General features: G+C 69.2%; 18 protein-coding genes and 2 riboswitches. Of the genes, 5 read left to right on the top strand and 13 right to left on the bottom strand.

Going from position 1 to position 23,961, the window contains the following annotated elements; genetic code table 11:
- Positions 1–109: 109 nt before the first annotated feature.
- The 4 genes from ACS5PM_RS18645 to ACS5PM_RS18630 form a co-directional block, all read right to left on the bottom strand.
- Positions 110–1,360 carry an ABC transporter substrate-binding protein gene (locus ACS5PM_RS18645; protein WP_439389171.1) on the bottom strand — a complete coding sequence of 417 codons (1,251 nt, stop codon included), beginning with the start codon at positions 1,358–1,360 and terminating at the stop codon, positions 110–112.
- A gap of 22 nt (positions 1,361–1,382) precedes the next feature.
- Positions 1,383–2,483, bottom strand: coding sequence for a maltoporin (locus tag ACS5PM_RS18640; RefSeq protein WP_439389371.1), 1,101 nt, complete (start codon positions 2,481–2,483; stop codon positions 1,383–1,385).
- A 278-nt stretch (positions 2,484–2,761) separates the two neighbouring features.
- On the bottom strand, positions 2,762–4,201 hold the full coding sequence (locus tag ACS5PM_RS18635; protein WP_439389170.1) for a sensor histidine kinase: 1,440 nt from the start codon (positions 4,199–4,201) through the stop codon (positions 2,762–2,764).
- Positions 4,182–4,865, bottom strand: coding sequence for a response regulator transcription factor (locus ACS5PM_RS18630; protein WP_439389169.1), 684 nt, complete (start codon positions 4,863–4,865; stop codon positions 4,182–4,184). Before ACS5PM_RS18630 ends, ACS5PM_RS18635 begins: the two co-directional genes overlap by 20 nt.
- A 115-nt stretch (positions 4,866–4,980) precedes the next feature.
- Between ACS5PM_RS18630 and ACS5PM_RS18625 the strand changes: the two genes are divergently transcribed.
- Entirely contained in the window at positions 4,981–6,408 is a 1,428-nt protein-coding gene (locus ACS5PM_RS18625) for a sensor histidine kinase (protein ID WP_439389168.1), read from the top strand.
- 183 nt (positions 6,409–6,591) lie between these two features.
- Here the strand turns inward: ACS5PM_RS18625 and ACS5PM_RS18620 are convergent, their stop codons facing one another.
- Complete coding sequence (locus ACS5PM_RS18620; RefSeq protein ID WP_439389167.1) at positions 6,592–7,299, bottom strand: response regulator transcription factor; 708 nt, start codon at positions 7,297–7,299, stop codon at positions 6,592–6,594.
- 172 nt (positions 7,300–7,471) lie between these two features.
- Between ACS5PM_RS18620 and ACS5PM_RS18615 the strand changes: the two genes are divergently transcribed.
- Both ACS5PM_RS18615 and ACS5PM_RS18610 read left to right on the top strand, forming a co-directional pair.
- Complete coding sequence (locus tag ACS5PM_RS18615) at positions 7,472–8,986, top strand: PAS domain-containing sensor histidine kinase (protein ID WP_439389166.1); 1,515 nt, start codon at positions 7,472–7,474, stop codon at positions 8,984–8,986.
- Positions 8,983–9,804 (top strand): response regulator, encoded by an 822-nt coding sequence (locus tag ACS5PM_RS18610; RefSeq protein WP_439389165.1) that lies wholly within the window; start codon positions 8,983–8,985, stop codon positions 9,802–9,804. The genes ACS5PM_RS18615 and ACS5PM_RS18610 overlap by 4 nt, the downstream gene beginning before the upstream one ends.
- A 16-nt stretch (positions 9,805–9,820) precedes the next feature.
- Here the strand turns inward: ACS5PM_RS18610 and ACS5PM_RS18605 are convergent, their stop codons facing one another.
- The 4 genes from ACS5PM_RS18605 to gcvT form a co-directional block, all read right to left on the bottom strand.
- Positions 9,821–11,212 carry an L-serine ammonia-lyase gene (locus ACS5PM_RS18605; protein WP_439389164.1) on the bottom strand — a complete coding sequence of 464 codons (1,392 nt, stop codon included), beginning with the start codon at positions 11,210–11,212 and terminating at the stop codon, positions 9,821–9,823.
- Between the two features lie 11 nt (positions 11,213–11,223).
- Entirely contained in the window at positions 11,224–14,127 is a 2,904-nt protein-coding gene (gene gcvP, locus ACS5PM_RS18600) for an aminomethyl-transferring glycine dehydrogenase (RefSeq protein WP_439389163.1), read from the bottom strand.
- Positions 14,128–14,209: 82 nt separating this feature from the next.
- The gene (gene gcvH, locus ACS5PM_RS18595; RefSeq protein ID WP_439389162.1) at positions 14,210–14,584 is read right to left on the bottom strand and encodes a glycine cleavage system protein GcvH; all 375 of its coding nucleotides are present in this window, start codon (positions 14,582–14,584) and stop codon (positions 14,210–14,212) included.
- Positions 14,585–14,689: 105 nt separating this feature from the next.
- The gene (gene gcvT / locus ACS5PM_RS18590) at positions 14,690–15,847 is read right to left on the bottom strand and encodes a glycine cleavage system aminomethyltransferase GcvT (protein WP_439389161.1); all 1,158 of its coding nucleotides are present in this window, start codon (positions 15,845–15,847) and stop codon (positions 14,690–14,692) included.
- 51 nt (positions 15,848–15,898) lie between these two features.
- Positions 15,899–16,011: riboswitch (glycine riboswitch) on the bottom strand.
- 16 nt (positions 16,012–16,027) lie between these two features.
- A riboswitch (glycine riboswitch) is annotated at positions 16,028–16,121 on the bottom strand.
- Positions 16,122–16,193: 72 nt separating this feature from the next.
- Here gcvT and ACS5PM_RS18585 point away from each other — a divergent pair.
- Entirely contained in the window at positions 16,194–16,985 is a 792-nt protein-coding gene (locus ACS5PM_RS18585) for an enoyl-CoA hydratase (RefSeq protein WP_439389160.1), read from the top strand.
- Between the two features lie 6 nt (positions 16,986–16,991).
- Here ACS5PM_RS18585 and ACS5PM_RS18580 read toward each other — a convergent pair whose 3' ends face one another.
- Positions 16,992–17,504 (bottom strand): CHRD domain-containing protein, encoded by a 513-nt coding sequence (locus ACS5PM_RS18580; RefSeq protein ID WP_439389159.1) that lies wholly within the window; start codon positions 17,502–17,504, stop codon positions 16,992–16,994.
- A gap of 205 nt (positions 17,505–17,709) precedes the next feature.
- On the opposite strand from ACS5PM_RS18580, the gene ACS5PM_RS18575 reads away from it, so the two are divergent.
- A complete protein-coding gene (locus ACS5PM_RS18575; RefSeq protein WP_439389158.1) occupies positions 17,710–19,278 on the top strand; it encodes a putative bifunctional diguanylate cyclase/phosphodiesterase in 1,569 nt (522 codons plus the stop codon).
- Here the strand turns inward: ACS5PM_RS18575 and ACS5PM_RS18570 are convergent.
- The 3 genes from ACS5PM_RS18570 to ACS5PM_RS18560 are packed head-to-tail and all read right to left on the bottom strand — an operon-like array spanning position 19,217 to position 23,949.
- Entirely contained in the window at positions 19,217–22,321 is a 3,105-nt protein-coding gene (locus ACS5PM_RS18570) for an efflux RND transporter permease subunit (RefSeq protein WP_439389157.1), read from the bottom strand. The two genes, ACS5PM_RS18575 and ACS5PM_RS18570, sit on opposite strands and share 62 nt — an antisense overlap.
- Entirely contained in the window at positions 22,318–23,514 is a 1,197-nt protein-coding gene (locus ACS5PM_RS18565; RefSeq protein WP_439389156.1) for an efflux RND transporter periplasmic adaptor subunit, read from the bottom strand. The genes ACS5PM_RS18570 and ACS5PM_RS18565 overlap by 4 nt, the downstream gene beginning before the upstream one ends.
- A 27-nt stretch (positions 23,515–23,541) precedes the next feature.
- On the bottom strand, positions 23,542–23,949 hold the full coding sequence (locus tag ACS5PM_RS18560; RefSeq protein WP_439389155.1) for a MarR family winged helix-turn-helix transcriptional regulator: 408 nt from the start codon (positions 23,947–23,949) through the stop codon (positions 23,542–23,544).
- Positions 23,950–23,961: the final 12 nt, after the last annotated feature.

Raw genomic sequence — 23,961 nt, 5'->3', positions numbered from 1 at the left:
TGGAGCCCCTCGCCCGACGAGTACGTCGGCCGATCCCCCGAGGGGATGCGGGCCGGCTTGGGAGCGGCCCTGCGCTCGGCCCGCGGGCAGCGGGTTGACCCAGGATGTCTCATTGGGTCTTCGCCGCCTGGGCGATCTTGTCCATCGCCTGCGAGGCCGTCATCTTGTCGGTGTTCCAGAACTGGCTCACCACGTCCTTGATGGCGCCTTCGGCGGCCGACGGCACGGCCATGCCGTGGGCGATGGAGGGCACCAGCGTGCCGGCCTTGGAGGTGTCGACGAAGTCCTTGGCCGAGGTCTTGGCGCAGTCGTCGAACTTGTCCATGGGCATGCCCAGGCGCACCGGGATCGAGCCCTTGTTCAGGTTGAAGACCTCCTGGAACTCGGGCGCCATGATCTGGCGCGCCAGCTCCTTCTGCGCGGCGATCTTCGACTCGTCCTTCAGCTGGAACAGCGCGAAGGAGTCGATGTTGAAGGTGTAGGCCTTGGCCGTGCCCGGCGCGGGCGTGCAGACGAAGTCCTTGCCCGGCACCTTGCCCGCGGCGATGAACTCGCCCTTGGCCCAGTCGCCCATGATCTGCATGCCGGCCTCGCCCTTGATGACCATGGCGGTGGCCAGGTTCCAGTCGCGGCCCGGGGCGTTCTTGTCGGTGTACTCCTTGATGCGCTTGAAGGTGGCGAGCACCTTCTCCATCGTCGGGCTCTTGAGCGAGGCCGGGTCGAGCTGTACCAGGGCCTTCTTGTAGAAGTCCGGCCCGCCGACGCCGAGGGCCACCGCCTCGAAGGTGGTGAAGTCCTGCCAGTTCTGGCCGCCGTGCGCCACGGGGATCACGCCGGCCTTCTTCAGCGCGTCGGCGGCGGTGAAGAACTCGTCCCAGCTGGCGGGCACCTTGGCGCCGGCCTTGGCGAAGACGGCCGGGTTGGCCCAGAGCCAGTTCACGCGGTGCACGTTGACCGGCACCGCGACGTAGTGGCCCTGGTACTTCATGGTGTCGCTGACCACCTTGGGCAGCAGGCTGTCCCATTGCTCGGCCTTGGCCACGTCGTCCATGTTGGCCAGCACGCCTTCGCGGGCCCACTCCTGGATCGAAGGCCCCTTGATCTGGGCCGCCGACGGCGCGTTGCCGGAGACGACCCGGGACTTCAGCACCGTCATCGCCGAGTCTCCGCCCCCACCGGCCACGGCGAAATCTCGCCAGCGGTGTCCGCTCTTCTGCAGCGTCAGCTTCAAGGCCTGGGCGGCCTTGGCCTCGCCTCCCGAGGTCCACCAGTGCAGCACCTCTATCTCGCCGGCTTCGGCGGTGCCGGCGGCCAATGCCGCTGAAAGGGCCAGCAGCGTGTACTTGATCGTCTTCGTCATCGCTTGTCTCCTTGCGCGGGGATTAGAACCACCACTCCACTTGGGCGCCATAACTGGTGCCTCGGGTCTCGCCATCAAATGCGGGCTGGCCCGTCACATTGCCGGCGGGGGCGTTCCACTTGGCGGTGGTGACGTAGAGGCGGAATTCGGGGCGGTTCCAGAAGTCCGGGCCGGTCGACAGGGTGGGCGCAATGGTCAGCTTGGCCAGCTTCGCCGTCGGGCTGCCTTCGGCCTTGTATTGCGAGTAGCCGGCTTCGGTCAGCAGCTTGAAATTGCGGGTGAAGGCGTAGGAGATGCGGCCACCTAACGAGGCAGACGTGGTGCGTGCGCCCAGGCCATCGGTCTGGCTGGCCAGCAGCAGCATCGCCTGGCCACCCAGCGCGCCCTTCTGGCCGTTGACGCTCTCGACGATGCGCCAGGCCTTGGCCTTGGAGCCGGCGGTGAGGTCGCCGAAGTTGGCGTTGAGGGAAGTGGATCCTTGCGCGAACTGCACGAACAGGGTGTTGTTCAGGCCGGTACCGAAGAGATTGGCCTGGTCGTGCCGCAGGCTCAGGCCGGCGCCGCTCCTGCCGCCGTCGAAGTCGCCTTTGGTCAAGGTGGCGAAAAGGTTGAGCTTGCCGTCCGCGTTGGTCGGGACATCCACCCACTCGGCATTCACGCGGTTGCCTGGATGAACCGCGTCGCCATCGGTGCGGTAGAAGGCCACCCCGAGCTTTCCCGGGCCGACCGGCTGGCCCTTGAAGCCGGCGCCTACGCCGGCCATCTCGACGAAGTAGGTGTCGACGATGTGCACGTCGCCGCGGCGGCCGCGCTCCTTGCCGATCCAGAAGGTCGCGTCGGGCGCGACGTCGAAGCCCTTGGCCTCGGCGAACATCTGCTCGATCTTGACGCCCTCGCCATCCGTGTCGGTGGCGCCGGTCCAGTGGTTGAGCATCAGCACCGCGCGGGTGTCGATGCCCTCGGTCTTGAACCCTTGGGCGAGCTGGAATTCGCCGTAGAAGTCGCATTCGTTGCCCAGCCGGTACTTCATCCCCGGGCTGCCGCCATTGAGCGCATAGCAGGCGCGGGAGGTGTCCGCCGAGGTCAGGCCCGGCCCGCCGCGGAAGTAGCCGGTGTAGTCCAGGGCTTGCGCGCCGCCGGCGGCCAGGGCCAGGGGGAGGGCCGCGAGGGCCAGGGGAAGGGGGTCGTCTCATCGCTCGTGTCTCCTGCCGCTTCTTGGAGGTGGGGCTCGCCGCCACACGAAGCGTTCAAGAAACGTTCATGTACCTTGCGAGTGAGCGAATTATTAAAGAGACATTAACGAAAGCTTTATTGGTGCTTTCCACTAGTTGGAGGGCGCAGACGGGCTCGCACCCTGGGGCGGCCCGGGCCGGGGGCGCAGAAGTGGAAGAACAGGGCGACTCAGCGCGCCAGCGGCAGACGGATCCGCAGCGTGAGTCCGTGCGGCGGCGTCGTGTCGAGCTGCACTTGCCCGGCGTGCCGCTCGACGATCTCGCGCACGATCGCCAGGCCGAGGCCGCATCCGTTGCCCTCGTGGGTGCCGCGCACGAAGCGATCGAAGACCTGCTCCCGCAGGTCGGCCGCGATGCCGGGGCCGGTGTCGCTGACTTCGACCATCGCCTTGTCGCCTTCTCGCGCGACGCGGACGGTCACCTCCGAGCCCCGGCCGGCGTAGTGAAGCGCGTTGTCCACCACGTTGAACAGGGCTTCGCGCAGGAGCAGTGGGATGCCGATCACCTCGACCGGCGTCGCGGCATCGTCGGTCTGCGCATAGCCCAGGTCGATGCCCGCCTGACGGGCCCGCGGCACCAGCTCGGCCGTGAGCTCGCGCGCCAGGCGGGCCAGGTCCATCTTCTGCCGGGCCTGCACCGACGCCGACTCCGGCTCGGCGCGAGCCAGCGTCAGCAGCTGGTTCACCAGGTGGGCGCTGCGGGTAGCGCTCTCGTGCACGCGGTGCAGGCGTGCGAGGAGGGCAGCGTCGCCCTGGGCCTCCTTCAGCGCGAGTTCGGTCTGGCTCTTCAGCCCGGCGAGCGGCGTGCGCAATTGATGGGCGGCATCGCTGATGAAGCGCTTCTGCGCGACGACGTTGTGCTGCACCGCGCCGAGCAGCTCGTTGATGGCCCGCGCCAGCGCGCGCACCTCGCGCGGGGCCGCGTCCAGCTCGATGGCGGTCAGGTCGTTCGGGGCCTTGCCTTCGACCAGGCTGCGCAAACGCACCAGGGGGGCCAGGCCGGCCCGGATGCCGGCCCAGACGATCATGGTCATCAGCGCGATCAGCCCGGACAGCGGCAGCACGGTGTCCACGAGGATGCGGCGCGCCAGCTCCTCCCGGTTGGCACTGTTGCGGGCCACCTGCACCAGCATGGTCTGCTGCGAGCCGCTGTCCTCGCCATAGCTGAGGTACAGGGCAGCCACCCGAACCCGCTCGCTGCCCATGCCTTCGGGCTGCGCGATCTCGCCGTTGTAGAAGTACGGCTCGCCCAGCGCCGGTTGCGCCGGAATGCCGTGCGGCGGCGGCAGGTTGCGATTGCCGAGGATGTACTGCCCGGGCGGGGCGCTGACGGTGAACAGAACCCGGTCGTTAGGGTCCGCCTCGAGGATGTCCTGTGCCGCGCGCGGGAAGTCGACCAGCAATCCATTGCCGATGGGCTTGACCTGCCGCGCCAGCGAGCGCGTGGCCTGCGACAGGCTGGCATCGATGGCCTGGTTGGCGTATCGCGCGGCCAGGTTGTAGGTGACGAACGCACCGACGATCCACAGCACCAGCTGCGGCGCCAGCAACCAGATCAGCAGCTGGCGGTGCAGCGACGGGCCGGTGAGCTCAGGCGCCGGCTTCCGCATCCGCTTCCAGCAGGTAGCCCAGGCCGCGCACGGTGCGGATGGCCAGGCCCGACTGCTCCAGCTTGCGGCGCAGGCGGTGGATGTAGACCTCGATCGAGTTGGTGGCGCTCGCCGGCTCGGTTCGGTCCAGCGCCCAGGCCTGCTGGATCTGTTCCTTGGTGACGACCTTGTCGCGTTGGGAGAGCAGCAGATCGAGCAGCATCCACTCGCGGGGGCTGAGGTCCAGCGGCTCGCCCCGCACGATGGCGCGGCGGGTGTCGCGGTCGAAGCTCAGGTGGCCCATTTCCGCCGCGTGGTCCAGGGGCCGGGTACGGCGCAGCAGGGCACGCAGCCGCGCCTCCAGTTCGGGAAAGTCGAAAGGCTTGGTCAGGTAGTCGTCTGCGCCGGCATTGAGGCCGGCCACCCGGTCGTCCAGGCTGTCCAGCGCCGTCAGCACCAGCACGGGCAAAGCCGGCTTGGCCGCGCGCACGCGCTTGAGCACCGTCAGGCCGTCGACGAGGGGCAGCCCGAGGTCGAGGATCGCCACGTCAAAGGGTTGCTTGAGCAGCAGGTACTCGGCCACCGCGCCGTTCGGCGCGTGGTCCACCTCGAATCCGGCCTGGCGCAACTGGGCCGACAGGGCGTCCGACAGGATGGCGTCGTCCTCGGCAAGCAAAAGGTTCATGTTCGAAAGCTTAACGCCGGCCGGACGCCCGGCCCATGCGGTGAACCCCGGCACCGCGCCGGCTGCGCTGGCAGAGAATCGCCGCTGCTTCCCCGCCCGAGAATCGTTTCGCCCGATGCCGCTGATCCCGCTCGACACCCACACCGCGCTTTACGTGGTGGGTGTCGTCTACCTGCTGATGTCCGGCCTGGTGTGGACGATCGTGCGGCGCCACCACGACGGCACCGCCACCTCGCTGTGGTGCGGCGGCGGGGTGCTGATCGGCTCGACCTACCTGCTGTACGCGCTGCGCGATTCGGCGCCGCGTTTCTGGACCGTGCTGCTGCCGGTGGCCCTCGGCCTGCTGGGGCTGGGCCTGCGCATCTGCGCGCTGCTGCGCGAGCGACGCAAATGGCAATGGTGGCGCGAGGCCATGGCGTTGACGGCATTGGCGATCGTGCTTTCCCTGGCGGCGGATCTCGGAGGCATCGCGCTGCGCCGGCCGCTCGTGGGCGGCCTGATGTCCCTCGCGGCCTTTTCCCTCGCGGTGCTCGCCCACCAGGTCGGCCGCCTGCCTACCGGGCGCGGCGCCGAGCTCATCAGCGGGGCGTACGCCTTTCTCGGAGCGACGTACGTGCTGCGCCTGCTCGGCACGCTGTTGGGGCTTTTGCCGCCGCCCTCCCTGCGCCCGACGCTGGACCTGGTGCTCGTGATCGCCGGCGGCCTGGTGGCGGGCATCTTCGGCAGCGTCGGCTATGTCGGCCTCGCGCTCGAAGGCACTCGCCTGCGCCGCGAAGCGCAGGCCCGCGCGCTGGTGCAGGAGCAGATCCAGCGGGAAGCGGCCGAAGCGCAGGCCGCCGCCCTGGGCGAGCGGCTGGCCGAACGCGACGAGTTCGTGCGCGTGCTCGCACACGAGGTGCGCCAGCCCCTGAACAACGCTTCGGCGGCCCTGCAGGGGGTCGAGGCTGCCCTGCAGGCCGAATCGAAGCAGGACCGCGCCGAGGCGCAGGCTCGCCTGCAGAGAGCGCGCAAGGTCATTGGCCACATCGTGGGGGCCCTGGACAACACCCTGGCCTCGACCACCATGCTGGCCAGCGTCCAGCCGCTCTCGCCCCGGGATGCAGACGTCAACATGCTGGTCGAACTCGTGATGGGCGACCTCGATCCGACGCAGCGCGGCCGGGTCACCAGGAGCCCTGCGACACACGCCCGGACGGCGGCCATGGACATCGGCCTGATGAGGCTGGCCCTTCGCAATCTGCTGGCCAACGCGCTGGCGTATTCGCCCGCCGGCTCGCCGGTGGCCCTGTCGATCAGTGACAGCGACGAGCCGCTGGGCCTGGTCTTCGAGGTGCGAGACGAAGGCCCCGGGCTTTCGACCGAACTGCAGCAGCGCCTGTTCGAGCGAGGCGCCCGTGGCGACCACGGGCTACCGGGACACGGCCTGGGCCTGCACGTCGTGCGCGAGGTCATGCGCCGCCATGGCGGCCATGCCGGCTGGGCCCCCAACCCCCCAGGCGGCAGCGTCTTCAGGCTGTGGCTGCCGCTGATGGAAGAGGCCTAGGGCCCCGAGCGCACTCGGGGCCCCAGGCTTGCGGCCGAATGTTCAGCTTCCCCAACCCCCTCCACGAGGGGGCTCCGGCAAGCTCGACGACTCCTCCCAGGCCCTCCTCCAGGAGGAGGGTTCCAGATGAATGAAGAGATGCGCTGCTGGCCATCAAGGGCCACGCCCGAGCGCCTCGGGCTCCTAGACCGCCCGCAAGGGCGCCCTGAAGATGTAGCCGACGCGCGACTGCGACTGCATGGGTACCACCACCGGCGTGGCGCGCTCGATGCGGCGACGCAGGCGGTACAGCGTGGCGCTCAAGGTGTTGTCGGGCTCGTCGGTCACCGGGCGGCCGAGGCGAACGCAAAGCTGCTCGCGAGTCACCGTCTGGCCTTCGGCTTCGGCGAAGCATTGCATGACGACCAGGTCGCCTTCGCTGAGGTCCACCCGTACGCCGTCGGGCGCCACGAGCTGGCCCGCGTGGCGGTCGAGCACCCATTCCTTCGAGCCGGACTCGGTGGCGATCACGCGCCGGTGGACCGCGCGGATGGCGACGACCACCTGGTCGAAGGTGACGGGCTTGGCCAGGTGCATGTCCGCGCCCGCGTCGACGACGGACGAGAACACGTCCTCGGCGACCCGACCCGAGACCACCAGGACCCCGGCATGGGTGCGCCGGCGCAGCACCCGGATGAGCTCGACCCCGTCGATGCCGGGCAGCATCAGGTCGACGAGGTAGAAGCCATAGCTGAAGGGGGCGGTGTCGGCCAGCAGCTCGTCGCTGTCGGCGAAACGGTGGACTTGCACGCCCAGGCTGCGCAGATGCTGGGCCAGGAACTCGGTGTACTCGACATCGTCGTCGACCAGCGCGATCGATGCCGGCAAGGCGTTGGATTCAGTGGGTTGCATGAGAGCCGATCACGGGTTCAGGAGGTTGATTCTAGGCAGCCACGCTCAGTAGTGGTGCATGAAGGTAAACGATTCCACGGGAAGCCCCTACATTGATATCCGTCAAGCCGAAGGGCAAGATGGGCCGGCGCCCTCAACACTAAATCAAGGGGCGAAAAGGGATGGGGCGCACATGCTTGACGCGGCGCTTTTCGAGAGCATTGCTGAAGATTCGCCCGGGGCCATCGTGCTGGTCGGGGAGGACGGCAGGATCCGCTTCTGGAATCGAACGGCCGAGGCCATGTTCGGGCACGCCCGCGGGGCGACGATCGGGCAGCGCCTGCATGAGTTGCTGTTGCCGCAGGAAGAGCAGGGCGCGCGCCGCGGTGGCACGCATGCCTCGGTGAGCAGCGGCGATGCGACGACGTTCGACACGGTTGCGCGCTGCGCCGATGGGTCGCTGCTGTACGTGAGCGTGGCGGCCCGGCCGCTGAAGGCCCGAGATGGCGCCGCGGCGGGCCAGGTCTACAGCCTGGCCGATGTGACGCTGCTGCGCACTCGGCGCGATGCCCAGCTGCTGGAGGCACGCTTTCGCGACCTGCTCGATTCCATGCCAGACGCGGTGATCGTCGTCAACGAGATCGGGCGCGTGGCCTTCGTCAACCGGCAGGCTGAAGTCATGTTCGGCTACGGCGCCCAGGAGCTGGTCGGCAGGCCGCTGGAAACGATGATGCCCCCGCGCTTCCGGCCCGGGCACGGCCGGCACCGCGAGCGTTACATGGCCCAGCCGCACACCCGGCCCATGGGCCAGGGGCTGGAGCTCTACGGCCAGCGCAAGAGCGGAGAGGAGTTCCCGGTCGAGATCTCGTTGAGCCCGCTGCGCACCGACGTGGGCATGTTCGGCCTGTCCGCCATCCGCGACATCAGCGAGCGCCGCCGGGTGGAGAAGGCCCTGGAGGACAAGAACGTCGAGCTGGAGCGCGCCAACCGCGCCAAGGACCGCTTCCTGGCCACCATGAGCCACGAGCTTCGCACCCCGCTGAACGCCATCATCGGCTTCACCGGCATCCTGCTGATGCGGCTGCCCGGGCCGCTGACCACCGACCAGGAAAAGCAGCTCGCCATGGTGCAGTCCAGCGGCAAGCACCTGCTGTCGCTGATCAACGACCTGCTGGACCTGGCCAAGATCGACTCCGGCGGCATGCAGATGAACCTGGTGTCCGTCGATTGCCACGCCCTGGCCGAGGAGGTGGTCACCTCGCTGAAGCCGGCGGCCGGGGGCAAGCGGCTGGAGCTGCTGCTGCAAGCGCCGAAGGGGCCGGTGACGGCCTGGGCCGATCGCCGGGCCCTGCAGCAGATCCTGATCAATCTCGCCAACAACGCCATCAAGTTCACCCAGCAGGGCCGGGTCGAGGTGTTCGTCCGACCCGAGACAGGGCCAGAGGGGGAGGGCCGGATCGTGCTGGGCGTGGCGGATACCGGCGTCGGCATGACGCCGGAAGAGATGGCTCAGCTGTTCCAGGCCTTCACCCAGGTGGGGCACGCGAGCCAGCGGGCCAGCATAGAAGGCACGGGCCTCGGGCTGCACCTGTGCCGCAAGTTCGCCGAATTGCACGGCACCACCATCGAGGTCGAGAGCACGCCCGGCGTGGGCAGCCGGTTCTGGCTCGCGCTCAAGTCCGCACCCGCCGAGGAAGTTCGACCATGAGCAAGCCCTGCCTGCTGGTGGTGGACGACAACGCGATCAACCTGGCGCTCATCAGCTACCTGCTCGAAAGCTCGGGATGCGAGGTGTGTGCGGTCGAGAACGGCGCGCACGCGCTGGCCAGGCTTGAAGAGGGCCGGCACTTCGATCTGGTGCTGTGCGACATCCAGATGCCGGTGATGGACGGCTATGAACTGGCCGGCCGCATCAAGGCGCGGCCGGAATGGAGCAGGATCCCGCTGGTCGCCGTGACCGCACTCGCCATGGTGGGAGACCGCGACCGCATCCTCGCCGCCGGCTTCGATGCCTATGTGTCCAAGCCGATCGACCCGGCCAGCTTCATGGCCACGCTGGCCACGCTGGTGCCGGCATTGCATTCCGGGCCGGCCATGCCCGTGGCCGCGCCGTCGCCTCCGCCGCTGGCGCCGCCGCCGGGCCAGACCATCCTCGTGCTGGACGACACCCGCTACAACGTCGAGATGAAGCGCAACCTGCTCGAGCCGCTGGGCTACCGGGTGCTGACCGCCGAGACCGCGGCCGCGGCGTTGGACCTGGCCCGAGCCGAGCAGCCCGACCTGATCATCAGCGACGTCGGGATGCGCGAGGGCAGCGGCTTCGATTTCATCGCGGCCGTCAAGGCCGAGCCGGCGCTTCGAGACATCCCGTTCCTTTTCCTGTCGGCCACGCACTGGGACGAGGCTTCTCGTGCCCGCGGCATGGCGCTTGGTGCGCTGCATTACCTGCGCCGCCCGCTGGACACGGAGACGCTGCTGGCCGAGATCCGGCGCGCATTGGCCTCGCGCGACCCGGCGGCGCGCTAGCCGCGCTTGGGGGCGCTCAGCACTCGACGATGTTGACAGCGAGCCCGCCCCGGGCGGTCTCCTTGTACTTGGTCTGCATGTCGGCGCCGGTCTCGCGCATCGTCTTGATGACCTTGTCCAGGCTGACGTGGTGGGTGCCGTCGCCATGCAGCGCCATGCGGGCCGCATTGATCGCTTTCACCGAAGCGATGGCGTTGCGCTCTATGCAGGGGATCTGCACCAGCCCGCCGACCGGATCGCAGGTCAGGCCCAGGTGGTGCTCCATGCCGATTTCGGCGGCGTTCTCGGCCTGGGCCGGCGTGCCGCCCATGACCGCAGCCAAGGCGCCCGCGGCCATCGAGCAAGCCACGCCGACCTCGCCCTGGCAACCCACCTCGGCCCCGGAGATGCTGGCGTTCTCCTTGTAGAGGATGCCGATGGCGGCGGCGGTGAGCAGGAAGTCGACCACGCCGGTGTCCGTCGAGCCGTACACGAAGCGGTGGTAGTAGTGCAGCACCGCGGGCACGATGCCGGCCGCGCCATTGGTAGGAGCGGTCACGACGCGGCCGCCGGCGGCGTTCTCCTCGTTCACGGCGAGGGCGTAGAGATTGACCCAGTCCATCACCTGCAGCGGGTCGCGCAGGGCGGCCTCGGGATTGGCGGTGAGGTCTCGGTAGAGCTGCGGCGCGCGGCGCTTGACCTTGAAGCCGCCGGGCAGCACGCCCTCGTTGCGCAAGCCGCGGGCCACGCAATCCTGCATCACGCGCCAGATGCGCAGCAGGCCGGCGTCTATCTCGGCGTCCGTGCGCCAGTGGCGCTCGTTCATGCGCATGACCTGGGCGATGCTGAGCTGCTCGCGCTCGCAGACCTGCAACAGCTCTTCGCCCGAGCGGAACGGCATCGGCAGCACGGTGGCGTCCGGTGCGATCACCTTCTGGCGGGTGCCGTCCTGCGCCACCTCGTCGCTGACGACGAAGCCGCCGCCGACCGAGTAGTACACGCGGTTCTCGACCTCCTGGCCGGCCTCGTCGTACGCCACGATCCGCATGCCGTTGGCATGGAAGGGCAGCGACTCGCGGCGCAGGAAGACGATGTCTTCGGCCTCGTCGAAAACCACCTCGTGCTCGCCCAGCAGCACGAGCCGCTTCGCCCCGCGGATCGCATCGAGCAGGGCCGGCACCGAATCCACCTCGACCGTGTCGGGCTCATGGCCGGCCAGGCCCAGCAGCACCGCCTTGTCGCTGCCGTGCCCCTTGCCTGTCGCACCGAGCGAGCCGTAGAGCCAGCAGCGGACCCGCGCGGTGCGGGCGAGCAATCCTTCGCTGCGCAGGCGGCCGGCGAACAGCCGCGCCGCCCGCATCGGGCCGACCGTGTGCGAGCTGCTCGGCCCGATGCCGATCTTGAAGAGGTCGAAGACGGAGACGGCCATGGTGGGTGGGGCTACTCGTTGTAGGCGCTGGTGGGCACGCAGCTGCAGAACAGATTTCGGTCGCCGTACACGTTGTCGACACGGCCGACCGGAGACCAGTACTTGTGCTGGCGCAGCTCGGCCACGGGGTAGGCGGCCTCTTCACGGCTGTAGGCGTGCGGCCAGTCGGCCTTGAGCAGGCTCTGGGAGGTGTGCGGGGCGTTCTTCAGCGGGTTGTCGTCCTTCGGCCAGGCGCCGCTCTCGACCTTGCGGATCTCTTCGCGGATGGAAATCATCGCGTGGCAGAAGCGATCCAGCTCGACGCAGGGCTCGCTTTCCGTCGGCTCCACCATCAGCGTGCCGGCCACCGGGAAGCTCAACGTGGGCGCGTGGAAGCCGTAGTCGATCAGGCGCTTGGCGACGTCCTCGGCGGTGACGCCGGAGCTTTCCTTCAGCGGGCGCAGGTCGAGGATGCATTCGTGAGCCACGCCGCCGCCCTTGATGCCCTCGATGCCGCCGCTGAAGTGGATGTCGTAGTGGTCGGAGAGCTTTGCCGCGACGTAGTTCGCGCTCAGGATGGCCGTCTCGGTGGCGTGCTTCAGGCCATCGGCGCCCATCATGCGGATGTACATCCAGCTGATGGGCAGCACGGCGGCATTGCCCAGGGGCGCGGCGCTGACGGCTCCCACGCCGCCTTCACGCGCGAGGCCGCCCGTGGCATGGCCGGGCAGGAAGGGCACCAGGTCCTCCACCACGCAGACCGGGCCGACGCCGGGGCCGCCGCCGCCGTGCGGGATGCAGAAGGTCTTGTGCAGGTTCAGGTGGCTCACGTCGCCGCCGAACTGGCCCGGCGCGGCGATGCCGACCAGCGCGTTCATGTTGGCGCCGTCCACGTACACCCGGCCTCCGTACTGGTGGACCATGGCGCACAGCTCCTTCACCCGCGGCTCGAACACGCCGTAGGTGGAGGGGTAGGTGATCATGATGCAGGCCAGGTCATCGCGGTGCTGCTCGCACTTGGCCTTCAGGTCTTCGAGATCGACGTTGCCGTTCTCGTCGCACTTCACCACCAGCACCTGCATGCCCACCATGTGGGCGGAAGCCGGGTTGGTGCCGTGCGCGGATTCGGGGATCAGGCAGACCTTGCGATGGCCCTGGCCGCGCGAGGCATGCCAGCCGCGGATGGCCAGCAGGCCGGCGTATTCGCCCTGCGAGCCGGCGTTGGGTTGCAGGCTGATGCCGGCGTAGCCGGTGGCCTGGCAGAGCCAGTCGCGCAGTTGGGCGTCGAGCTCGGCATAGCCGGCCAGCTGGTCGGCCGGCGCAAAGGGGTGGATCTGCGCGAACTCGGGCCAGGTGATGGGGATCATCTCGCTGGTCGCATTCAGCTTCATCGTGCACGAGCCGAGCGGGATCATGCTGCGGTCCAGCGCCAGGTCCTTGTCAGCCAGGCGGCGCAGGTAGCGCAGCATCTCGGTCTCGCTGTGGTGCGTGTTGAAGACCGGGTGCGTCAGGAAGGCCGAGGTGCGGCGCAAGGCCTCGGGCAGCCGCAGCGCGACACCGCCGGCGTAGTCCTCGACCTTCGGCAGTGGCTGGCCGTCGATGGCAAACCAGTTCCAGAGCGCGGCGATGTCCTCGCGGGTGGTCGTCTCGTCGAGCGAGATGCCGATGTGACGGGGCGACAGGCGGCGCAGGTTGGCGCCCCCGGCCACCGCGCGGCCCATGATCGCCTCGGTGTGGTCGCCGCTGTCGATGGTCAGGGTGTCGAACGCATAGGGGTTCAGCACCTTCCAGCCCAGCTTGGCCAGGCCCTCGGCAAGGATGGCGGTGTAGCTGGCCACGCGTGTGGCAATGCGCTTGAGGCCCTCTGGGCCGTGGTAGACCGCGTACATGCTGGCGATGACGGCCAGCAGGACCTGCGCGGTGCAGATGTTGGACGTGGCCTTCTCGCGGCGGATGTGCTGCTCGCGCGTCTGCAGCGCGAGCCGGTAGGCCGGGTTGCCGTGGTTGTCGACACTGACGCCGACGAGCCGGCCCGGCAGCGACCGCTTGAACTCTTCGCGGCAGGCCATGAAGGCGGCGTGGGGGCCGCCGCCGCCCATGGGCACGCCGAAGCGCTGGGAGTTGCCGACGACGATGTCCGCGCCCCATTCGCCCGGAGGCGCCAGCAGGGTCAGCGCCAGCAGATCGGCCGCCACGATGAAGGCGGCGTTCTTCGCATGCGCCTGCTCGACGAACTCGCGCATGTCGTGCACCAGGCCCCCGGTGGCAGGGTACTGGGCCAGCACCGCGAAGTAGTCGTGCTCCTGCATCAACCCCGGGGCGAAGCCGACCAGCACTTCGATGCCCAGCGGCTCGGCGCGGGTCTTGACGACCTCGATGGTCTGCGGATGGCAATCGCCGGCGACGATGAAGGTGTTGCTCTTGCTCTTGACGCTGCGCTTGGCGAGCGTCATGGCCTCGGCCGCGGCGGTGGCCTCGTCCAGCATCGAGGCGTTGGCGATGGCCATGCCGGTCAGCTCGGCGACCATGGTCTGGAAGTTGACCAGCGCCTCCATCCGGCCCTGCGAGATCTCCGCCTGGTAGGGCGTGTACGCGGTGTACCAGGCCGGGTTCTCGAGGATGTTGCGCAGGATGACGCCCGGGGTGTGGGTGCCGTGGTAGCCCTGGCCGATGAAGCTCTTGAGCACCTGGTTCTTCGCCGCCACCGCGCGCAGCTCGGCCAGCGCCTCGGCCTCCGTCGCCACCGGCGGCAAGTCCATCGGAGCACCGCGCACGATGGACCTCGGCACGACGGCATCGATCAGGGCCTGGCGCGAGGCGGCTCCCACCACGCTCAGCATGTGCGCCTCGTCGGTGTCGTCCGGGCCGATGTGGCGGGCGATGAACTCGCCGTGGTTTTCGAGGGCGTCGAGGGGAGTATGGGCGTGCATCAGCATGGCGCGGGTGAACGGAATGCGGCGAACAGCGGGGCGGGGCGGTGGCGGGCACCGCCCAGGGAGGAACGCAGGGGACTGCGGCTTAGAGCGTCTTGAGCAGGGCGTCGTAGGCGGGCGGGTCCATCAGCTGGTCGAACTCGCCCATCTCGATCACGTGGACCTTGAAGAACCAGCCATTGCCCATCGGGTCGGTGTTGGCCAGGGCCGGATTGGCGCGCAGCTCTTCGTTGACCTCGACGACTTCGCCGGTCACGGGCATGTACAGGTCGGCGGCGGCTTTCACCGACTCGACGACGCCGGCCACTTCGCCCTTCTTGTAGGTCTTGCCGACCTCGGGCAGGTCGACGAACACCACGTCGCCCAGCGCGTCCTGCGCATGCAGCGTGATGCCGACCACCGCGGCCTCGTGGTCTTCGATGTTGATCCACTCGTGATCGGCAGTGAACATGGTCGTCATGGGCAGGGCTCCTCGGGGGAAAGAGTTCAGGAAAGCAAGAGGTTGATTCAGCGCCGGCGGGTGGTCAAGGCGGTCGACCCTGGGGCCGGGGGGAGGGCGCGGGTGTCAGCCGCGGTGGTAGCGGTGCGGCGTGAAGGGCATCGCCGCCACGCGCATCGGCAGGCGCTTGCCGCGAACTTCGGCATACACCTCGGTGCCGGTCGCGGTGTGCGTGCTGGGCAGGTAGGCCATGGCGACCGGCTGGTTCACCGTCGGCCCGAGCGTGCCGCTGGTCACGGCTCCCAGCGCCGTGCCATCGGCTGCCACGATGGGGGTGCCTTCGCGCACCGGCGCGCGCTCCAGGCCCACCAGGCCGACGCGCTTGCGGGGGGCGCCGCCGGCGAGCTGCGCATCGATCACCGACGCGCCCGGGTAGCCGCCCGCCCGCGCGCCGCCGGCCCGGCGGACTTTCTGGATGGCCCAGGTCAGCCCGGCCTCGACCGGCGTGGTGGTGGCATCGATGTCGTGGCCGTACAGGCACATGCCGCCCTCCAGCCGCAGCGTGTCGCGAGCACCCAGCCCGGCGGGCTTGACCTCCGGCTGTGCCAGCAGCTCGCGGGCCAGCGCGACGGCCTGGGCGGCGGGGACCGAGATCTCGAAGCCGTCTTCGCCGGTGTAGCCCGAGCGGGTCACGAAGCAGCGCGCACCGGCCAGCGTAAAGGCGCCGCCGGTCATGAAGGTGAGGGCGGCCACACCCGGGTTCAGGCGAGCCAGCGCCTGCGCCGCGAGCGGACCCTGCAACGCGAGCAACGCCCGGTCGGGCAGCGGAACGACCTCGCAGCGGCGGCCGATGTGCTGGCGCAGGTGGGCGATGTCTGCGTCCTTGCAACCGGCGTTGACGACGACGAACAGGTCGCCGAAATCCGCCAGGTCGGCGGCCGCCGGCCGGCTGATCATGAGGTCGTCGAGCAGGCCGCCCTGGTCATTGGTGAAGAAGGCGTAGCGCTGCTTGCCCGGTGCCAGGTCGACCACGTCGACCGGGACCAGGGTCTCGAGCGCCGCCGCGGCGTCCGGGCCGATCAGGCGCAGCTGGCCCATGTGGGAAACGTCGAACAGCGCGGCGGCTTCGCGGCACTGTTTGTGCTCGGCCATGAGGCCGGCGGGGTATTGCACCGGCATCGCGTAGCCGGCAAAGGGCACCATGCGGGCGCCCAGTTCGAGGTGCAGGGCGTGCAGCGGGGTCTGCTGCAGGTCGGAGGCGGAGGCGGGGGCGGCGGAGGACATCGGGGCGCGTTCCTTGTCGTCGAGGGCAATCCTGAAAACCTGAATCGGTTGGTTGCCCTCGCTGTCCGCTTTACCTGAGAGATTGACGGCGCCGGTGGATGCCCGGTGCCGCTTGCCCCTTCGGTGGACGGGTTCGAGACCCGCCTCTCTCCAGTGAGGAACGCCCCGCATCCTGATGCGAAGCGCTTGCCAGTCCTTTTGCCTGAGCGTTCGAGGGGTGTCGCCCTCTGCGCCTTCGGCGGCCCCGGGTGGGGCTCTCTCCTGGCAAGCGGGCAGTGTAACCGAGCACCGTCGCTCCGCACTGGCGGCGATACATTGGCCGCGAGTCATTGGATGGAGCGTGGACATGCTGACCCAGGACGATCCGCTGCTGCTGCGTCACGACGATGCGCGGGGCGTGGTGACGGTGACGATGAATCGGCCCCAGGCCTTCAACGCCCTGTCGGAAGGCATGCTGGATGCGCTGCAGGCCGAGTGCGACGCCTTGGCGAAGGACGAGTCGGCCCGCGTGCTCATCGTGGCCGCCGCCGGCAAGGCCTTCTGTGCGGGCCACGACCTGCGCGAGATGCGCGCTGCGCCCTCGCTGGGCTATTACCAGCAGCTGTTCGCTCGTTGCGCCAAGGTCATGCAATCCCTGCAGCAGCTGCCCATTCCGGTGATCGCCAGGGTCCAGGGCGTCGCAACGGCGGCGGGTTGCCAGCTCGTGGCCAGCTGCGACCTGGCCGTCGCGCTGCGCAGCGCCCGCTTTGCCGTCAGCGGCGTCAACCTCGGACTGTTCTGCTCTTCACCGGCCGTGGCCCTGAGCCGCAACATGGGCCGCAAGGAGGCCTTCGAGATGCTGGTGACCGGCGAGTTCGTGGACGCGGCCGAGGCGCAGCGTCGAGGCCTGGTCAACCGCCTGGCCGATGACGTCGCCGGACTGGACGCCGCGGTGGAGCAACTGGCCGCCAGCATCGTGGCCAAGCCGCGGCAGGCCGTGGCCCTGGGCAAGCAGTTGTTCTACCGGCAGCTCGAGGCCGGCGTCGCGGCCGCCTATGTCGACGCCGGCCACACCATGGCCTGCAACATGATGGACGAGGCGGCGCTCGAGGGCGTGCTGGCCTTCGTGGACAAGCGCCCGCCGGCCTGGGGGCGCTGAGCGGGTCTACTCGTTCTTCAGCGAGATCTGCCCGCGCACCTCACCGCTGGTGTACTTGGCGGTGTGCACGTTGGCGTAGGCCACGCCGGAGCGGATGGCACGCACCAGTTCGCCGAACTCCGCCGCGTCCACCCCCTGGCCGGCCGGGCCGATCACATTGGCTGCCGTCAGCGAGCCAGTCACTGTCCCGTCCTGCACGCAGGTGGGCGCGAGGCCGGTGGGATCGGTGTTGAAGGTGGTCTGGCAGAGAAAGACCATCACGCCGCCGTTGACGCTGGTCTGTCCGATGTGGATGTGGGCCTGGCGAACGTCGCCCTCCAGCCCGGTGTAGCTGAGTTCATAGTCGATCACGCCATCGTGCTCCCTGATGGTCGCCCTGAAGCGCCCGCTGGCGGCGGTGGCGATGGCCGGGACCTCCGAATAGCCCTGGAGTCGGCTCTGGGCGCGATCGGCGGCGCCCGAAGGGATGGCCAGCGTGGCCAGTGCCAGGGCGCTGGCGAGGGTGAAGCTTCGCTGCATACGGGACTCCTCACTCGGTGGAGCGGCCAGCGGCCGCGGGGCGGGTACCAGGCCAGGCCGCCGCGGGCGGCGGCGGCCGCAGCGGTCTGCGCCTGCGCCGTGGGTGTCGTTCCCACGGGTCGGCCGACTCCGGGAAAACCCGCCGTCCAGGGTCGCTTGCCCAGGCGGGCCTCAAGGCGAACGCTGATCAAGCCGATAGCCCGGCATGGATCCCTATCAGACCGGACTGGACCTGGGCGCGCACGAGGCCGTGCTGCTGGGCTTGTGCCTCCTGGGCGCCCTGCTTTCGGCCGGCTGTGCCGTCCTGTGGCGGCGCGCTCTGCGGCGCCAGGGCGACCTGCGGGCGGAGCTGGCCCACGCCACGGCGGCACTCCAGCAACGAGGTGACCGAGGCGAGCGCACAGGCGGCATGATGTCTCGCTGCCAGTTCGACCGCGCATTGGACGAGGCGGCGAAGCAGGCCCAGGGCAATCCCGCGGGGTTCAGCCTGCTGTACCTCGACCTGGACAACTTCCGCGAAGTCAACGACGCGTTCGGCCACGACCACGGCGACCGGCTGCTGGAGCATGTCGCCTCGCAATTGGTGGCCTGCGTGGGCCGGCGTGCCTGCCGTGTGGTGGCGGACGAGTTCGCCCTGCTGGTCGAAGGCGACCTCGCGGCCGGACACCGGGCTGCCGAACGGGTGGCCAGCGCGCTCTCCAAGCCTCTGGCTTTAGCCCAGGCGCGCGTGCAACTGGCCTGCTCGATCGGCATCGCCCACTATCCCGAACATGGCGCGCTGCCGATGCTGATGCCCAATGCCGTGCTGGCCATGCGCAGCGTGAAGCTCGCCGGCGGTGCGGCGCAGGCGCAGTACCAGGCCCAGATGGGCGAGGGCGCTCGCGAACAGGCGGCGCTGCTGCAGGACCTGCGCCAGGCGCTGGAGCGCGGTCAGTTCGAGCTGTACTACCAACCCAAGGTCGATGCCCGCAGCCTGCAGGTCACGGCGGCGGAGGCGCTGCTGCGCTGGCGGCACCCCGAGCGTGGGGTGGTGAGCCCGGTGCAGTTCATTCCGCTGGCGGAGCGCTACGGCCTCATAGGCCCGATCGGCCTGTGGGTGATGGAAGAAGCCTGCCGCCAGGCCGCGCAATGGCGTGAGCTGGGGTTGCGCATGCGGGTGGCGGTCAACATCTCGGGCTACCAGATGCGGCAGGACGACATCGTCGACCGCATCCAGATGGCCCTGTCCGGCCACCGCATCCCGCCCGGCCGCTTCACCTGCGAGATCACCGAATCGGTGGCCATGGAGGACACCGAGGTCACCCGCCGTGCCTTCGCGCGGCTGCGCGCGGCGGGCGTGCATGTGTCGATCGACGACTTCGGCACCGGCTACTCCAGCCTCGCCTCGCTGCGGCGCCTGCCGGCTGCCGAGCTCAAGATCGACCGCGCGTTCGTCTGCGATCTGGAATCCAGCGCCGATGCGCGCTCCATCGCCGAGGCCATCGTGCAGATGGCCCACACGCTCGGCCTGCGCGTGGTCGCCGAGGGTGTCGAGACCGAGGCCCAGCGCGACCTGCTGGTGGCCATGGGCTGCGACGAGCTGCAGGGCTACTTCTTCGCGCGGCCGATGACGGCCAAGGCGCTGGAGCTGTGGGCGACCGGCGACATGCCGCATGAAGCGCACGACTTCCGTCCTTCGCTCTTCGGCGACACGCTGCCCGGCGAGATGGACGCTATGCCGTCTTCGCCGCCTCCACCGCGGCCTCGGGCGTCGTCACCGGCCCGCGCCCGCTGAAGCGGTCCAGCGCCAGGTAGATGACCGGCGTGATGTAGAGCGTCACCGCCTGCGAGAAGACCAGGCCGCCGACGACGGCCAGGCCCAGCGGCTGGCGCAGTTCGGCGCCGGCGCCCAGGCCCAGCGCGATCGGCAAGGCACCCATCAGGGCTGCCAGCGTCGTCATCATGATCGGCCGGAAGCGCAGCACGCAGGCCTCGCGGATCGCCTCGGGCGGCGTCAGGCCCTGGTGCCGCTGCGCGTCGAGCGCGAAGTCGATCATCATGATCGCGTTCTTCTTGACGATGCCGATCAGCAGCACGATGCCGATGGTGGCGATCAGCGTCAGGTCCTGACCGAAGAGCATCAGGGTCGCCAAGGCGCCCACGGCGGCAGAGGGCAGGCCTGCAAGAATCGTCAGCGGGTGGATGTAGCTCTCGTACAGCACGCCCAGCAGCACGTAGATGACCAGCAGCGCCGCGACGATCAGCACCGCCTGGTTGCCCTGCGAGCTCTTGAACACCGCCGCGTCGCCGCCGTAGCTGGCGACGATGGTGGCCGGCATGCGGATCGCCTCTCGCGCCTGGTCGACCTTGGCCGTGGCGTCCCCCAGCGCGACGTTCGGGGCCAGGTTGAAGGACACCGTCACGGCCTGCAGCTGGCCGACGTGGTTCACCGAGGTGGGGCCCACCGTGCGCTCCACCGTGGCGAACGCGGACAACGGCACCAGGGCGCCGCTCGAGGAACGCACATAGATGCCGGACAGGGCCCGCTCGTCCTGCTTGGCTTCGGGCGCCACCTCCATGATCACCTGGTAGCTGTCGGTGGGCAGGTAGATGGTGGACACCTGCCGTTCGCCGAAGGCGCTGTACAGCGCGGTGCGCACGGCGTCGATCGACACGCCCAGCGTGTTCGCACGGTCGCGGTCGATCTTCAGCTGGGCCTGCAGGCCGCGCAGCTGGGCATCGGTGGTGACGTCGCGGAAGATCGGTTCCTCTCGCAGCTTGTCCTGCAGCTTCAGGGCCCAGTCGTTCAGCTCGTCGGCCCGCACGCTCTGCAGGATGTACTGGTAGCGCGCCTTGCTCTGCCGCCCGCCCAGCCGCAGGTTCTGGATGGGCTGCATGTAGACGTTGATGCCGGCCACCTCGCGCAGCTGCTTGCGCAGGCCCCCGATGATCTGCTTCATCGGTTCGCGCTGACCCTGAGGCTTGAGGTTGATGAACATGCGGCCGGTGTTCTGCGCGCCGCCGGTGCCGCTGCCGTTGAAGGAGCTCACCGTGGCCACGTTGGGGTTGGCGCGAACGATCGCGGCGGCGCGCTCCTGCAGGCGGACCATCTCCGTGAAGGAGGTGTCTTCGGGGGCCTCGGTGGAGATCGAGATCTGGCCGATGTCCTCTTCCGGGAAGAAACCCTTGGGCACGATGTAGAAAAGCCAGGCCGTGGCCACGAAGGTCGCCACCGCGACGACGAGAACGAAGCCCCGATGCCGCAGCGCCACGTCCAGCGAGCGGGTGTACACGCCCAGCACCGCATTGAAGCCGCGCTCGAAGGAGCGCACCAGCAGGCCCGGCGCCTTCTTGTGCTCTTCGTCGCCCAGGAAGCGGCTGGCCAGCATGGGCACCAGCGTCAGCGAGACGAAGGCCGAGACGATGATGGACAGCCCGACGATCACCGCGAACTCGTGGAACAGCAGGCCTATCACCCCCGGCATGAAGAAGATCGGGATGAACACCGCCACGAGCGAGGTGGAGATCGAGATGATGGTGAAGCCGACCTCGCGCGAGCCGCGCAGCGCCGCCTGGAAGGGCCGCTCGCCCGCCTCGATGTGGCGCACGATGTTCTCGAGCATCACGATCGCATCGTCGACGACCAGGCCCACGGCCAGCGTCAGACCCAGCAGCGAGATGTTGTCCAGGCTGTAGTTCAGGTCCCACAGCAGGGCCACGGCGCCGATCAGCGAGACCGGCAGAGACAGGGCCGGGATGGCGGTCGCCACGAAGCGGCGCAGGAACAGGAAGATCACCATCACCACCAGGGCGATGGTGCCCAGCAGCGTGAGGGACACGTCGTGCAGCGCATCGCGGATGGAGACCGAACGGTCGTTGACCGGCGTGACCACGACCGACTGCGGCATCTCCTTCTGCAGCAACGGCAGGGCCTCGCGCACCGCATCCACCACCCGGACCGTGTTGGCGCCCGGCTGACGAAAGATGGCCAGCGAGATCGAGGTGTCGCCATTGACCGTGGCCCAGGTCTTGAGCGACTCGATGCTGTCCTCGACGCTGGCGACGTCCCTCAGCCGCACCGGGCCGCCGGGGCGGTTGGCGACGATCAGGTCGGCGAACTCGGCGGCGTTGCGCAGCTGCCGGTTGGCCTGCAGCGTCAGCGTCTGGCGCGGTCCGTCCAGCGTGCCGACAGGGGTGTTGACGTTGGCCGCCTGCAGGGCGCTCGACAGCTCGTCCAGCCCGAGGTTGCGGGCCGACAGCGCATCCGGGTTCACGCGCACGCGCACGGCGAATCGCTTGGCGCCGAAGATGTTGATCTGCGCCACGCCGTCTATCGTCGACAGTGCCGGCGAGATCACGTGCTCGGCGAAATCCTGCAGCTCGGTGGGCGCGAGCGAGGGCGAGGTCAGCGCGATGAAAAGCACCGGCGCATCGGCCGGGTTGACCTTGCGGTAGGACGGCGGCGAGGTCATGTCCTGCGGCAGCGCGCGTTGCGCGCGCAGCAGGGCGGCCTGCACGTCCACCGAGGCGGCGTCAATGTCCCGGCCTTCGTCGAACTCCAGCGTGAGCGAGGTGTTGCCCAGCGTGCTGGACGAGCTGATGGTCTTCAGCCCCGGGATGGTCTGGAACTGCTTTTCCAGCGGCAGGGCCACCGAGGTGGCCATGGTGTCCGGGCTGGCGCCGGGCAGCGATGCGCCGACGTTGATCACCGGCGTGTCGTAGCTGGGCAGGGCGGCGATCGGGATGCTGCGATACGCGATGACGCCGGCCAGGACGATGGCCGCGTTGAGCAGCACCGTCATCACAGGACGGCGGATGAACAGTTCCGACAGGTTCATGGTGCGGACGCCTTGCTCTGGGCGCCCGATGCAGCGACGGCCGAGTTGCCTTCGTGGCTGCGCTCGACCACCGTGGCGCCGGGGCGCAGGTTCTGCCGGCCTTCGAGGACGATGCGCTCGCCGGCCTTCACGCCGGAGACGACGGCGTCGTCCCCCTGCGAATACGCGACCTGCACCGGGCGGGCCGCTGCCTGGCCGTTCTGGACAACGTAGACGATGTCGCCCCGCGAGCCCTGGATGATCGAGGCCTGCGGGACCACCACCGCGTCACGCAGCGTCCGGGCGGTCATGTTCACGGTGACGAAGGCGCCCGGCCAGAGCTTGCCGTCGTCGTTGTCGAAGACCGCCTTGACCTTGACCGTTCCCGACGCCGAGTCGACCTGGTTGTCGACGAACTTCAGGCGGCCCTGGCGCGTGGCACCGCCGTCCGGCAGGTTGGCGCTGACCTGTGCGCCACCACCGGGAAGTGCTCCCAGGGCGTCGGCCAGGTGCCGCTGCGGGAGGCTGAAGGCGATGGCGATGGGTTGCAGCTGGGTGATGGTCAGCAGCGGCGTCGTGTTGGCCTGCACCGCCGTGCCGGCGTAGACATTGATCGTGCCCACCCGCCCGGCGCTGGGGGCGGTCACCTTCGCGTACGAAAGCGCGACCCGGGCGGCCGACAGCGCGGCCCGGTCAGCCTGCACCAGCGCGGCCGCCGAATCGACGGCCGCCTGGTTGGCGTCGACCTGGCCCTGGGAGATGAAGTTCTGCGCCAGCAGCTCGCGGCTGCGCTGCAACTGGCGCTGTGCATCGGCCAGCGTGGCCTGATCCTTGGCGACCTGGGCCTGGGCCTGGGCGACCAACGCCTCGTTGGTGCGTGAATCCAGCGTGAACAGCAGATCGCCCGCCTTGACGAACTGTCCCTCGCGGATGTGCACCTTGTCGATCACGCTGGTCACCTGCGGCCGGACCTCGACGCTGGACAGCGGCGTGACGGCGCCCGTGGCGCTGAGCGTGACGGCCACGTCCTGCTGGCGTGCGGAGACGGTGGACACGCCGATCGCGGCACCGGATGCCGAAGGGCCGGCGGCGGGGGCGGACGCGGCTGCCGCGGTGCCGGCGGCGTCAGGACCCGGGTGGCAGGCCGCCAGGATCACGGCGGTGGCGAGGGCCGACGAGACGGCGGCAAGGCAGGGAAGGTCTGGCCAGTTCATTGTTCTTGGGGCGGTTCGTCTTGTTGTTCAGGCGGACGTCGGCGGCACCACGAAGACGGTTCGCAGCACTTCCAGTCCGGCATTCAGCGTGCGCAGCTCCTCGCCGCTGCGGGTGGCGAGGACTTGCGCCAGCTCCTTGCGCGCGCCCCGCCGGATGGCCGCCAGATGCGCGGCGCCTGCTCGGGTGAGGTGCAGCTGCGACCGGCGCCTGTCTTCGGGGGAGGTTCGGGGTTCCACGTCGCCGGCGCGCACCAGCCGTTCGACCATGGTGGATGCCGTGGGCAAGGTCACGCCCAGAAAGGAGGCCACGGCGCTGACCGAAGCGCCGGGCTGCAGGGCGATGAAGTTCAGGCAGCGGAACTGCGGGACGGTGAGTTGTTCACCGACGTGACGGCGCATGGCATGGCGCAAGGCATCCATGATGGCCGGAATCACTTCTAACACCTC

Origin of the sequence: Ideonella flava (genome assembly GCF_051857595.1) — a bacterium.
Lineage (GTDB): Bacteria > Pseudomonadota > Gammaproteobacteria > Burkholderiales > Burkholderiaceae_C > Ideonella.
This window is presented reverse-complemented; position numbering and strand designations above follow the sequence as displayed.

What these genes read in the sequence shown, in the direction of transcription:
- ACS5PM_RS18645 (WP_439389171.1), bottom strand. Translation starts at nt 1,360, where the DNA reads ATGACGAAGACGATCAAGTACACGCTGCTGGCCCTTTCAGCGGCATTG.
- ACS5PM_RS18635 (WP_439389170.1), bottom strand. Translation starts at nt 4,201, where the DNA reads ATGCGGAAGCCGGCGCCTGAGCTCACCGGCCCGTCGCTGCACCGCCAG.
- ACS5PM_RS18630 (WP_439389169.1), bottom strand. Translation starts at nt 4,865, where the DNA reads ATGAACCTTTTGCTTGCCGAGGACGACGCCATCCTGTCGGACGCCCTG.
- ACS5PM_RS18625 (WP_439389168.1), top strand. Translation starts at nt 4,981, where the DNA reads ATGCCGCTGATCCCGCTCGACACCCACACCGCGCTTTACGTGGTGGGT.
- ACS5PM_RS18620 (WP_439389167.1), bottom strand. Translation starts at nt 7,299, where the DNA reads ATGCAACCCACTGAATCCAACGCCTTGCCGGCATCGATCGCGCTGGTC.
- ACS5PM_RS18615 (WP_439389166.1), top strand. Translation starts at nt 7,472, where the DNA reads ATGCTTGACGCGGCGCTTTTCGAGAGCATTGCTGAAGATTCGCCCGGG.
- ACS5PM_RS18610 (WP_439389165.1), top strand. Translation starts at nt 8,983, where the DNA reads ATGAGCAAGCCCTGCCTGCTGGTGGTGGACGACAACGCGATCAACCTG.
- ACS5PM_RS18605 (WP_439389164.1), bottom strand. Translation starts at nt 11,212, where the DNA reads ATGGCCGTCTCCGTCTTCGACCTCTTCAAGATCGGCATCGGGCCGAGC.
- gcvP (WP_439389163.1), bottom strand. Translation starts at nt 14,127, where the DNA reads ATGCTGATGCACGCCCATACTCCCCTCGACGCCCTCGAAAACCACGGC.
- gcvH (WP_439389162.1), bottom strand. Translation starts at nt 14,584, where the DNA reads ATGACGACCATGTTCACTGCCGATCACGAGTGGATCAACATCGAAGAC.
- gcvT (WP_439389161.1), bottom strand. Translation starts at nt 15,847, where the DNA reads ATGTCCTCCGCCGCCCCCGCCTCCGCCTCCGACCTGCAGCAGACCCCG.
- ACS5PM_RS18585 (WP_439389160.1), top strand. Translation starts at nt 16,194, where the DNA reads ATGCTGACCCAGGACGATCCGCTGCTGCTGCGTCACGACGATGCGCGG.
- ACS5PM_RS18580 (WP_439389159.1), bottom strand. Translation starts at nt 17,504, where the DNA reads ATGCAGCGAAGCTTCACCCTCGCCAGCGCCCTGGCACTGGCCACGCTG.
- ACS5PM_RS18575 (WP_439389158.1), top strand. Translation starts at nt 17,710, where the DNA reads ATGGATCCCTATCAGACCGGACTGGACCTGGGCGCGCACGAGGCCGTG.
- ACS5PM_RS18570 (WP_439389157.1), bottom strand. Translation starts at nt 22,321, where the DNA reads ATGAACCTGTCGGAACTGTTCATCCGCCGTCCTGTGATGACGGTGCTG.
- ACS5PM_RS18565 (WP_439389156.1), bottom strand. Translation starts at nt 23,514, where the DNA reads ATGAACTGGCCAGACCTTCCCTGCCTTGCCGCCGTCTCGTCGGCCCTC.